Origin of the sequence: Paraburkholderia sediminicola, from assembly GCF_046026855.1 — a bacterium.
GTDB classification, from domain to species: domain Bacteria; phylum Pseudomonadota; class Gammaproteobacteria; order Burkholderiales; family Burkholderiaceae; genus Paraburkholderia; species Paraburkholderia sediminicola_A.
The window spans coordinates 31,300-43,043 of the sequence record NZ_JAQQET010000024.1; the positions used below are offsets into that span (position 1 = coordinate 31,300).

The 11,744-nt window shown below is 60.8% G+C and carries 10 protein-coding genes; 5 read left to right on the plus strand and 5 right to left on the minus strand.

Annotation, left to right across the window (positions count from 1 at the left end):
- Positions 1 to 173 precede the first annotated feature (173 nt).
- A complete protein-coding gene (locus PQR40_RS24795) occupies positions 174 to 452 on the plus strand; it encodes an HU family DNA-binding protein (protein WP_006049832.1) in 279 nt (92 codons plus the stop codon).
- A 252-nt stretch (positions 453 to 704) separates the two neighbouring features.
- Here the strand turns inward: PQR40_RS24795 and PQR40_RS24800 are convergent, their stop codons facing one another.
- The 3 genes from PQR40_RS24800 to PQR40_RS24810 all read right to left on the minus strand — a co-directional run bounded on the left by PQR40_RS24800 (position 705) and on the right by PQR40_RS24810 (position 4,418).
- Complete coding sequence (locus tag PQR40_RS24800) at positions 705 to 1,823, minus strand: 3-deoxy-7-phosphoheptulonate synthase (protein WP_408389839.1); 1,119 nt, start codon at positions 1,821 to 1,823, stop codon at positions 705 to 707.
- A gap of 119 nt (positions 1,824 to 1,942) precedes the next feature.
- Positions 1,943 to 2,749, minus strand: a complete 807-nt coding sequence (locus PQR40_RS24805; protein WP_408337606.1) for a DUF72 domain-containing protein — start codon at positions 2,747 to 2,749, stop codon at positions 1,943 to 1,945.
- A 940-nt stretch (positions 2,750 to 3,689) separates the two neighbouring features.
- Positions 3,690 to 4,418, minus strand: a complete 729-nt coding sequence (locus tag PQR40_RS24810) for a TetR/AcrR family transcriptional regulator (protein WP_408226597.1) — start codon at positions 4,416 to 4,418, stop codon at positions 3,690 to 3,692.
- Positions 4,419 to 4,696: 278 nt separating this feature from the next.
- Here PQR40_RS24810 and PQR40_RS24815 point away from each other — a divergent pair, with 278 nt between their 5' ends.
- The 4 genes from PQR40_RS24815 (at position 4,697) to PQR40_RS24830 (ending at position 10,624) form a co-directional block, all read left to right on the plus strand.
- Positions 4,697 to 5,878 (plus strand): isovaleryl-CoA dehydrogenase, encoded by a 1,182-nt coding sequence (locus PQR40_RS24815; RefSeq protein WP_408226600.1) that lies wholly within the window; start codon positions 4,697 to 4,699, stop codon positions 5,876 to 5,878.
- A 220-nt stretch (positions 5,879 to 6,098) separates the two neighbouring features.
- Entirely contained in the window at positions 6,099 to 7,706 is a 1,608-nt protein-coding gene (locus PQR40_RS24820) for a carboxyl transferase domain-containing protein (protein ID WP_408337608.1), read from the plus strand.
- A gap of 28 nt (positions 7,707 to 7,734) precedes the next feature.
- Entirely contained in the window at positions 7,735 to 8,520 is a 786-nt protein-coding gene (locus PQR40_RS24825) for an enoyl-CoA hydratase/isomerase family protein (protein ID WP_408337609.1), read from the plus strand.
- Between the two features lie 79 nt (positions 8,521 to 8,599).
- On the plus strand, positions 8,600 to 10,624 hold the full coding sequence (locus PQR40_RS24830) for an acetyl/propionyl/methylcrotonyl-CoA carboxylase subunit alpha (protein WP_408510029.1): 2,025 nt from the start codon (positions 8,600 to 8,602) through the stop codon (positions 10,622 to 10,624).
- 9 nt (positions 10,625 to 10,633) lie between these two features.
- On the opposite strand, the gene PQR40_RS24835 is transcribed toward PQR40_RS24830, so the two are convergent.
- Together PQR40_RS24835 and PQR40_RS24840 are read right to left on the minus strand one after the other, a co-directional pair.
- A complete protein-coding gene (locus tag PQR40_RS24835) occupies positions 10,634 to 11,425 on the minus strand; it encodes a phosphate/phosphite/phosphonate ABC transporter substrate-binding protein (RefSeq protein ID WP_408389843.1) in 792 nt (263 codons plus the stop codon).
- A gap of 19 nt (positions 11,426 to 11,444) precedes the next feature.
- On the minus strand, positions 11,445 to 11,723 hold the full coding sequence (locus PQR40_RS24840; RefSeq protein WP_408226615.1) for a hypothetical protein: 279 nt from the start codon (positions 11,721 to 11,723) through the stop codon (positions 11,445 to 11,447).
- Between the last annotated feature and the right edge of the window lie 21 nt (positions 11,724 to 11,744).

Here is an 11,744-nt window from a genome sequence, read left to right on the forward strand (position 1 = left end):
CGTAAGCGCACGATTCTTATGGCACTTTAGGACAAAAAATCGTCAAATTGCCGCTGGGCGGGTGATACAAGGCTTACACCCAAGGTTTGCGCGAATACGCGCCTATGCGTTAGTGTGTCGGTCCCGGCGCAACAGACGTGGCGCCGTTCCATGATTACCATACGGGAAGTGCTATGAACAAACAGGAACTGATTGATGCAGTCGCCGCAGCGACAGGCGAAAGCAAAGCGGCCACCGGCCAAACCATCGACGCTATCGTCGAAGCGGTGACCAAAGCCGTGGTGGGTGGCGATACGGTGCAACTGGTCGGTTTCGGTTCTTTCTCGACCGGCGCGCGCGCAGCACGCGTGGGCCGCAATCCGTCGACGGGTGCCGAGATCCAGATCGCGGCAGCCAAGACGGTGAAGTTCACCGCCGGCAAGGCATTCAAGGAAGCCGTCAACGCGTCGTAATGCAACGCGCCTTGCGCTGGAGCATCCACGCGCGCTGCTAAAGCAGCGCGGCGCCCGATGCATCGGGCGTGAGGAACTACGCGCTGCCCAACCCCGGTGAGGGTGTTAGATCGGTGGTTGGTGCGGCGTGTAGGGTGCCTTATGGTGCATAGCCGTGGTTTTTTGCTTCTGGTTTGCGTCATGCACGCTCGCCTCCCAGCCGTCGGTTGAGGTTGTTGGTTGCGCGAGATCGTGCAGGCCGCGTTGGCGAGTTCAGCCCGCGCGTCGCTTCCGGGTCGCCTCCGCCAGCGTCTCGAGCACCGGTTCGGTTTGCGCCCAGCTCACGCAGGCGTCCGTAATCGATACGCCGTAACGCAGCGGCACATCGGCCTTCAGATCCTGACGGCCTTCTTCCAGATGACTTTCAAGCATGACGCCGACAATGCGGCGCTCGCGCTGCGAGAGTTGCTGCGCCAGATCCTGCACCACGTCGAGTTGACGCAAATGCGATTTGCCTGAGTTCGCGTGCGAACAATCGATCATGACCTGTTCGCGCAGGCCTGCCGATTTGAGCGCAGCGCAGGTTGCTTCAACTGAGGCACTGTCGTAATTCGGCCCTTTCTTGCCGCCGCGCAAGATAACGTGCGCGTCGTCATTGCCACGCGTTTCGAAGATCGCAGCCATGCCCATCTTGGTCATACCCATGAACGCGTGACTTGCGCGCGCCGCAACGATCGCGTCTGCGGCGATTTGCACGCCGCCGTCCGTGCCGTTCTTGAAGCCGATCGGGCAACTCAGCCCTGACGCGAGCTGCCGGTGACTCTGGCTCTCCGTTGTGCGCGCGCCGATAGCGCCCCACGCGATCAGATCCGCGATGTACTGCGGGCTGAGCAAGTCGAGAAATTCGGTGGCCGTGGGCAAGCCGAGACCATTGATGTCGAGCAGCAGTTGTCGTGCGAGACGCAACCCTTCGTTGATGCGGAAGCTGCCATCGAGACGTGGGTCGTTGATATACCCTTTCCAGCCGACCGTGGTGCGCGGTTTTTCGAAGTAAACGCGCATGACGACCAGCAGATCGTCCTTGTAGGTCTGTGCCGCGACCTTGAGCTTGCGTGCGTATTCGATCGCCTGATCGTGGTCGTGAATTGAACACGGACCGACGATCATCACGAGCCGGTCGTCACGGCCGTGCAGAATGTCGGCGATTTCCGCGCGGGTTTTCTCGACGAGCGTCTGCACGGAGGGCGGCACAGGCAACTCGTCCTGCAGCAGGGCGGGCGAAATCAGCGGACGCACCGCGCCGATACGAACGTCGTCGATACGGGTGGTGTCCTGGGTGGCGTCGGCCGAGCCGACTTCCTGATCGTGCAAAGGATTGTCGATGGCGCTCAAAATATTCTCCCGGACTTTGGGTATTGGGGTGGTCTCACGGCCTGAATGTGTGAGTGTTGCGTCGGTGCATTGGTTAGCTGCCAGGATTATGACACTCGCGCGTGCGGGCCGGATGACCGTTATTCGAGGCGTTTGATCAGCGCCATGGCGGCTGCCGGATTGCGTTCCTTGAAGCCGCTGATGACGTAGAGGTAGACGTCGCGCGCCGTGGTTTTTGCGGGGGCGGCGGCTGATGTTTCCAGGTCGTCCGGTGTCGTGCCAGCGGCGAGCTGGCGGGCGCGTTCGACCCAGGCGTCGAGGGCTTGGGCCGAGTAGCCTTTGGCCTCCTTGTCGCTTGTACCCATGATGCGGGCGTAGACGAATGGCGCGGTGATGTCGGCGATTTGCGGGTAGTCGCTGTCGGCTGCGAGCACGATGGCGACTTGGTACTTTCTGGCTAGCGCGATGAATTCGGGCGTCTTGAAGGTGTCGTTGCGGACTTCGATTGCGTGTCGTAGTTTTTGGCCTTCTATGCTGGCGGGCAGCAGTTTCAGGAAGGCCTCGAAGTCTTCCGGGTCGAACTTTTTGGTGGTTGCGAATTGCCAGTTGATTGGGCCGAGCTTCTGTTTTAGCAGAAGCAGGCCGCTGGCGAGGAAGCGTTCGATGGTTTCGTTGGCGTCTGCCAGGACTTTTCTGTTGGTTGCGTAGCGGGGGGCTTTTAGCGAGAAGACGAAATCTTCCGGCGTTTCCTGGTACCACTTTTCGTAGCTTGACGGTTTTTGCAAGCCGTAGAAGGTGCCATTGATTTCTATGGAGGTGAGGTTTTTGCTCGCGTGCTCGAGTTCACGGCTTTGCGTGAGGTCTGTTGGGTAGAAGGTGCCTCGCCAGGGGGCATAGGTCCAGCCGCCTATGCCGATTCGGATTTGTCCGGTTTTTGCTGATGGCATTTTGTTGGTCCTCGTTGATCCTCGTTGATCCTCGTTGGGGCTCCGCCGGGAGGGGTAGATTAGCGTATTTGTTTGTGGTTGGTTTTTTGCCTGTGCGGCGCTTTGTTTGTCTGTATGCCTGCGGCGTTGGCCTTTCCTTGAATTCTTATTGGTCTATTAGCGTCGCCCCTGTGCGGGGCAGGCACCTACTTCTCTTTGCCGCCGCAAAGAGAAGTAGGCAAGAGAAAGCGGCTCAAACCGCTAGCTCATAAGCGGGTCCCCTGGCTTGGAGGAGGTAGTGGTGCATCTGGAATCTGTGTTCTCGCACATTCGGCGTTAGTGACAAGGGCGTCATACTTCCGGCGGCGCTGCGCGCGCCGAAGCGCACCTCATAGAACCGATCACTACGTGTTCGTACCTGCGCTTCGCTCAGTATCGTAGCCCGCCACCGCCACCGCCACCGCCACCGGCATGGCAACCGTGTTTTTTCGGTTTGTGGTTTTGTACTTTGATTCGCGAACGGAGATTGTTTTTGGATACATGGGCGTTTCGCAGAGGCGAAGCCGATGGCTTCCGCCACGTTCAAACGAAGCCTCTGGTTTCCCATGCAGACCCATCCGCGACGCACGCAGTGCGGAGTGGGAGCTGATGACTTCCTTGTCACTTATGCAGAATGGGCGAGGGCACGGATTCCAGATGCACCACTACCTCCTCCACGCCAGGGGACCCGCTTAAGAGTTAGCGGTTTGAGCCGCTTTCTCTTGCCTACTTCTCTTTGCGGCGGCAAAGAGAAGTAGGTGCCTGCCCCGCACAGGGGCGACGCTAATAAACCAATAACAATTCAAGGAAAGGCCAACACCATAAAACCACAAACATCAAGCGCCGCGCAGGCAACGAAACAAGCAATGCCTAACGCCACAGGCAAACCAGAAAACAAAGCGCCGCGCAGGCAAAAAAACCACTATTCACCATCACCACGTGCAGCCTTTTCAAACCGCCGGTTAGCCTCAGCCACCTCAGCCCTGAACTGCTGCAAAGCACTAACCGCCAAATCCGGCGGCATAAGCGCAGCCCACAAAACATCGATCAACTGATCCGCGGTAGCGTCAATATCAATGTGCCGATTAGCCAAAGTGGCATCCCAAAGCACATGCTCCATCGGTCCGAACACCATCGACCGCAGTAGCCTCAATGGCATATCGGCCCGAATCTGCCCAGTCTCCTGGCCCTGCGCCAACACCCGCATCAAGGGAGCCGTATACCGCCGCTGTAATTCCGTCAGCGCCTCACTCAGCTCATGATGCCGAGCCCGGCCCTCGGACAACACCAAAGCACACAGGTCAGTGCCATTGACCAGCATCAAGCGCAAATGCGTGCGCACAATAAAAGCAAATTGCTGGCGCACGTTGCCATCACGCGGCAAACCGGACTCGATTGCCTCAATGATTTCGTCGTACCAGTCGCCGATCACCCGCGCGCATAACTCGCGCTTGCCGCGGAAATAGCTGAACACGGTCGCCTCGGAAATGCCCAGGCGCTGCGCAATCTCCGCCGTCGTCGCGCGCTCATAGCCCTTTTCGGAGAACACGTCGCGCCCCGCCTGCAATATCTCCTTCACGCGCTGCTGCGACTTGCGCCCGGCCGGCTGGCGGCGCGAGGCAGGTAACTCAGCCTTCAAGGCAACCGTCATATGAGTCCAGTTCAGTTTTGTCGGGCCGATAGCCCCATGACGACGATCCTATCACGCTATAGAACTGTCTGGACTGAGTCTGACCATTTCTGAGTGACACTCAAAAATACCTATTGACGCTTACGTAAATCTAGCGTGAAATGCGCCTTGAACGTTTCGCGTCTCGTGCGGAGCGATGAGGGTGGCCCATAAGGCTGCCGTCGTCCGCTGAGTCGCACTCAGACGAGCCGGCACCTACCCAGGCTGGCCGGCCGCCAACGAACTCTGGAGACACAGCAATGAGCAACCTGCCCGGTTTGCAATTCCCGCTCGGCGAAGAAATCGAAATGCTGCGCGACAGCATCGCGGGATTCGCTGCCAAAGAAATCGCTCCGCGTGCCGCGGAAATCGATCGTACAGACCAGTTCCCTATGGACCTGTGGCGCAAATTCGGCGACCTGGGTGTGCTCGGCATGACGGTCTCGGAGGAGTACGGCGGCGCGAATATGGGCTACACGGCGCACATGATCGCGATGGAAGAGATCTCGCGCGCGTCGGCATCGGTCGGTCTCTCGTACGGCGCGCACTCGAATCTGTGTGTCAACCAGATTCATCGCAACGGCACGGCAGCACAAAAGGAAAAATATCTGCCCAAACTCGTTTCCGGTGAGCACATCGGCGCACTCGCCATGAGCGAGCCGAACGCGGGTTCTGACGTCGTCAGCATGAAGCTGCGCGCGGACAAGAAGGGCGATCACTATGTGCTGAACGGCACGAAAATGTGGATCACCAACGGCCCGGATTGCGACACGCTCGTCGTCTATGCAAAAACCGATCTCGAAGCGAATTCGCGCGGTATTACCGCGTTTATCGTCGAGAAAGATATGAAGGGCTTCTCGGTTGCGCAAAAACTCGACAAGCTCGGTATGCGCGGCTCCCACACCGGTGAACTGGTGTTCGAGAACGTGGAAGTGCCGGAAGAAAATATCCTCGGCCAACTGAACGGCGGCGTGAAGGTGCTGATGAGCGGCCTCGATTACGAACGCGCCGTGCTCGCCGGCGGCCCGACCGGCATCATGGTCGCGGTCATGGACGCAGTCGTGCCGTATATCCACGACCGCAAACAGTTCGGTCAGGCGATCGGCGAATTCCAGCTGATTCAAGGCAAAGTCGCCGATCTGTACACCACGCTGCAAGCGTGTCGCGCGTATCTCTACGCAGTGGGCCGTCAACTCGACACGCTCGGCAACGGACATGTGCGCCAGGTGCGTAAGGACTGCGCGGGCGTGATTCTCTACACCGCAGAAAAAGCGACGTGGATGGCTGGCGAGGCGATTCAGATCCTCGGCGGCAATGGCTATATCAACGAGTATCCGGTGGGCCGTCTGTGGCGCGATGCGAAGCTCTATGAAATCGGCGCGGGCACGAGTGAAATCCGCCGTATGCTGATCGGCCGCGAACTGTTCGCTGAGACGGCTTGAGTCACGGCACCGCGCATCGCGCTGCTTAATGAATCACTGTGGAGCCACCACGTGATCATTGCAGCCTACGGTGCACTACAACGCACGACCCAGCGCAGCGTCACTGCAGGCCTGCAAGAAGCGGCGATAGCAACCACCTTGCATGGGATCGGAGCGCTCTGCATGGGACCCGAGTAAGTGCTGAAGCACTAACTCGGGTCGACACAGGAGAAAGCAAGCAATGCCGATCATCGAATCAAAGCTGAATCCGCGCTCGGACGACTTCCGCACCAATGCGGCGGCGCTCGAAGTACTGGTCGCCGATCTTCGCGCGAAGATCGAGAAACTTGCGCTGGGCGGTGGCCAGGCGGCACGCGACAAACACACGGGCCGCGGCAAACTGCTGCCGCGCGAGCGTATCGAGAAACTGCTCGATCCCGGCACGCCGTTTCTCGAGTTCTCGCAACTCGCCGCCAATGGCATGTACAACGACGACGCGCCGGGCGCGGGCGTCATCACCGGCATCGGCCGGATCGCGGGGCAGGAGTGCGTGATCGTCTGCAACGACGCGACGGTCAAAGGTGGCACCTACTATCCCGTCACTGTGAAAAAGCACGTGCGGGCGCAGGAAATCGCTGCCGAAAACCACTTGCCGTGCGTCTACCTGGTCGACTCGGGCGGTGCGAATCTGCCGAATCAGGATGACGTGTTCCCCGATCGCGATCACTTCGGCCGCATCTTCTTTAACCAGGCGAATCTGTCGGCGGCAGGCATTCCGCAAATCGCCGTCGTGATGGGCTCGTGTACGGCAGGCGGCGCCTATGTGCCCGCCATGAGCGACGAGTCGATCATCGTCAAGAATCAAGGGACGATTTTTCTGGGCGGTCCGCCGCTCGTCAAAGCCGCAACCGGCGAAGTGGTAAGCGCCGAAGACCTCGGCGGCGGCGACGTGCATACACGTCTGTCGGGTGTGGTCGATCATCTCGCGCAGAACGACGCACATGCGCTGGGTATTGCGCGCAGCATCGTCGGCAATCTGAATCGCACGAAGCAGGTGCCGGTGGCGTTGCAGGAACCGAAGCCGCCGCGCTATGACGTGAAGAGCATGTATGGCGTGATTCCCGTCGACACGCGCAAGCCGTTCGATATCCGCGAGGTGATCGCGCGTATCGTCGACGATTCCGCTTTCGACGAATTCAAGGCCCGCTACGGCACCACGCTCGTGACCGGCTTCGCGCATATCTGGGGGCATCCGGTCGGCATCATCGCGAACAACGGTATTCTGTTTTCGGAGTCGGCGCTCAAGGGCGCGCACTTCATCGAACTGTGCTGTCAGCGCAAGATCCCGCTGGTGTTCCTGCAGAACATCACGGGTTTCATGGTGGGCCGCAAGTACGAAAACGAAGGCATCGCACGTAACGGCGCGAAGATGGTGACCGCCGTGGCGACGGCGAAAGTGCCGAAATTCACGGTGATCATCGGTGGTTCGTTCGGGGCCGGCAACTACGGCATGTGCGGCCGCGCGTATTCGCCGCGCTTCCTGTGGATGTGGCCGAATGCACGCATCTCGGTGATGGGCGGCGAGCAGGCGGCGTCGGTGCTGGCCACGGTCAAGCGCGACGGTATCGAAGGCAAGGGCGGTTCGTGGAGCGCGGAAGAGGAAGAGGCGTTCAAGCAGCCGATCCGCGAGCAATACGAACATCAGGGGCACCCGTACTACGCGAGCGCGCGTCTGTGGGACGACGGAGTGATTGACCCGGCGCAGACACGCGACGTGCTCGGTCTCGGCCTCTCGGCGACGATGAACGCACCGATCGAAGACACGCGTTTTGGCGTGTTCAGAATGTGACAGCGCGCTACGCGCAGGAGCTGCAACGATGCAATACGAAACACTGAATCTCGCGTTTTCTGGTCAGATTGCCACGGTCACGCTGAATCGGCCGGACGTGCGCAACGCGTTCAACGAAACGATGATCGCCGAGGTGACCTCGGCCTTCACGGCACTGAACGCGCGTGATGACGTGCGCGCGGTCGTGCTTGCCGCGAACGGCAAAGCGTTCTGTGCGGGCGCTGATCTGAACTGGATGAAGAAGATGGCCGGTTACTCGGACGCCGAGAACCGTGCCGACGCGATGCTGCTGGCGAACATGCTGTCGTCGATCTATCGCTGCAACAAGCCGGTGATCGCGCGTGTAAGCGGCGACGCCTACGCGGGCGGCATGGGTTTGATCTCGGCGTGCGATATCGTCGTCGCGGTGGAGAGCGCGCGTTTTTGCCTTTCGGAAGCGCGTCTCGGTCTGATACCGGCGACCATTGCGCCGTACGTGATCCGTGCGTTGGGCGAGCAGGCGTCGCGCCGCTACTTCACGAGCGCCGAGCAGTTCGATTGCGCGACGGCGTTCCGCCTGGGCCTCGTGAGCGAAGCGGTGGGCATGGAGCAACTCGATGCTACCGTGCAGCAGATTGCTGAAACGCTTTGCGCAAACGGTCCGCAAGCGGTGCGTGCCTGCAAGCAACTCGTGCAGGACATCGCCGGGCACGAGTTGAACGAGGCCATGATCGAGGATACGGCAGCGCGCATCGCGCGCACGCGAGCCGGTGCGGAAGGCCGTGAAGGCGTCGCGTCGTTCCTCGAAAAACGCACGCCGTCCTGGCGCAGTTGAAGCGCCGCGAAGGTACCTATTCCGAGGCGCAGGCCGGCCTTCACCAGAACAACAGCCCGAGAACGGAACGAGACACCTCATGTTCAACAAGATCCTGATTGCCAACCGCGGCGAGATTGCGTGCCGCGTCGCTGCGACCTGCAAGCGGCTCGGCATCGCGAGCGTGGCCGTGTATTCCGATGCGGACGCCAACGCGAAACATGTGGCCGCCTGCGACGAGGCGGTGCATATCGGCGGATCGACCGCAGCGGAAAGCTACCTGCGCGTCGAGCGCATCATCGAAGCCGCACGCGCAACCGGCGCACAGGCCGTGCATCCGGGCTACGGCTTCCTGTCGGAAAACGAAGACTTCGCGCATGCCTGCGAAGCGGCCGGCATCGTATTCATCGGACCGCCGGTCGAAGCGATCGCCGCGATGGGCTCGAAGGCGGCCGCGAAGGCCCTGATGCATGCAGCCGCTGTGCCGCTCGTGCCGGGTTATCACGGCGACGATCAGGATCCGCAGTTGCTGCATCGCGAAGCCGATGCGATCGGTTATCCGGTCTTGCTGAAAGCGAGCTCGGGTGGCGGTGGTAAGGGTATGCGCGTCGTCGAGCGTACTGAAGACTTCGCGGCGGCGTTGGCGTCGTGCAAACGCGAAGCGGCCAGCAGTTTCGGCAACGATCGCGTGCTGATCGAAAAGTATCTGATGCGGCCGCGTCACGTGGAAGTGCAGGTGTTCGCGGACCGTCACGGCGGCGCGGTGTACCTGTTCGATCGCGACTGCTCGGTGCAGCGGCGTCACCAGAAGGTGCTGGAAGAGGCGCCGGCACCAGGGCTATCCCCGGAAATCAAGCGCGAGATGGGCGAAGCAGCAGTGGCCGCCGCGCGTGCGGTGAATTACGTCGGTGCCGGCACGGTCGAGTTCATCATGACCAGCACGGGCGACTTCTACTTCATGGAGATGAACACGCGCCTGCAGGTCGAGCATCCGGTTACGGAAATGGTGACGAGGCAGGACCTGGTGGAATGGCAACTGCGCGTCGCCGCTGACGAACCGCTGCCGCTCACGCAGCAACAGCTGAAAATCGACGGCCATGCGATCGAGGCGCGTATCTACGCCGAGCATCCTGCGCGTGGCTTCCTGCCGTCCACCGGCACGCTCAAGCATTTGCGCATGCCCGAAGGCGTCGAATTTTCCATCGGTGAGCCGGACCGCAAAGCGTCGGTACGCATCGACAGCGGCGTGCGCGAAGGCGACACCATCACGCCGTTCTACGATCCGATGATCGCCAAGCTGATCGTCCACGGTGCGACGCGTGAAGAGGCGCTCGCGCGTCTGAACCGCGCGCTGCGTGCCTGTGAAGTGGTCGGCCCGCACACCAACGTCGAGTTCCTGCAACGCATCGTCACGAGCGAGCCGTTCGCGACGGGCGATCTCGATACGGGTTTGATCGAACGTCATCACGATGCCTTGTTCGCGGCCGTGAAGAAGCCCTTCAAGGAAGCGTTGGCGCTCGCCTGCGCCGCGTTGCTGACGCGCGAAGGCGGCACCGCGCATGGTGCGTCGCCGTGGGACGCACTATCGCACTGGCGCCTGAATAGTGGCTACACACAGACGCTCGGCTGGCGCAATATCGGCGACAACAGCGACAACGAAAGTGCGTTCACCGTCACGTTCGCACGCGACAGCGCCACGCAAACGCTCGAACACGACGGCGTGCGCGAGGACTTCACGTGGTCGAACGGCACAGGCCAGCACGAATACCGCGCGACGATCGGCGACGCGCGGGTAACCGGGCGCGTTTTCATCGATGGCGATACGTTCCACGTGTTCTGCCTTGGCGAGACGCTGGCGTTCGAGTGGCAGAACCTGCTCGCGCATGCCGCGGATGCTGAAGGCGGCGAAGGCCGTTTGACCGCGCCGATGCCGGGCAAGGTGATCGCGGTGCTGGTCGAGCCGGGCACGGTGGTGGAGAAGGGCACGCCGCTGATCGTGATGGAAGCGATGAAGATGGAGCACACGATCGGCGCACCTGCGGCAGGCACGGTGTCGGAAGTGCTGTATGCGGTCGGCGATCAGGTTGCCGATGGGGCGCAACTTCTGGTGCTGGATGTAGGGTAACCGCGATGCCTAAGCGAGGCGCGCGTAGCCTAAGGCGCGCGCTTCGCTTTCGAGGTGCTCGATCCGTTCGTAGTCGGTAAGTGGCAATGCGGAAAAGCCCTTCAAACGCAGGCGTTTGGCGCGCTCGGGCTGTGCAAGGTACGCTTCATTCAGTGCCTCGCGTAGCGACTCGATCGTCGCGGGCGGCACGTTGTTTGAGGCGATCAAGGGCAAACCTGGCGATGCTGCCGTCACGCCGATCTGGCGAACCTTTTGCGCCAGTTCCGGCAATTCATCGCAGACAAAAGCGAACGTTACGCAGTCGATTGCGGCGACGTCCGCACGATTCTCAGCCACCGCCCGCAACGATCCGAGATGCGAACCGGTACGCAGGACCGCGCTGAAAAACGCTGCTTCGCGCGCAAGCGGCGCCACCGCATGGCGAAACACGTTCATGCCGCTATTCGAATCGTCCTGATTGTAGGCGGCACGTGCGCCACGGCACGCCGCAAGCGAATCGAATGGTGCGTCCGTTCGCGTGACCAGTACGCTCGAATAATCCGCGCCTTCGCAGCCCGGGGCGTCGAATCGCGGCGTTGCGATCAATTGAACGTGATCGTTTAAACCATGCATCAATGGAAAGCCGCAGGTTTGCGAGAGCAGTACGTTCGGGCGTTGCCAGAAGGCATGCAGTTCCTCGTCCGGCTCGACGATGCGACACGCCGGCTTCACCATGCGCAAGACGTCGTCCAGCCACTCGCGCCACGCGGTGGCAAGCGCGGGCGTCACGTTGTACATCGGCAGGGCGGCGATCCAGGTCATGGACGCAATTCTGGCATATCTAATGTCTGACCATTCGGAATTCGTCGAGCCCCAACCGCACGGGTTCGGTCTCTCTGAAGGGCCATTTGCACTCCACCACCTTCAATATCTCCAATTGCGCGTCTTCGAACGCGACAAGGAGGTCACGGCGCCGTTTGCTCGCCGCGCCGCAATAGCTCATGAGTGCCTCGGCGCTGACCTCGAAAATCTGTACCCGATCGTCAAAGCAGACCCGGAATGCGACGGTCGCGCATTCCGTGACACAGGGCCTGAATCCTTCATCGACATATACCGACATGGCAACCTCCCGCCGCATGCG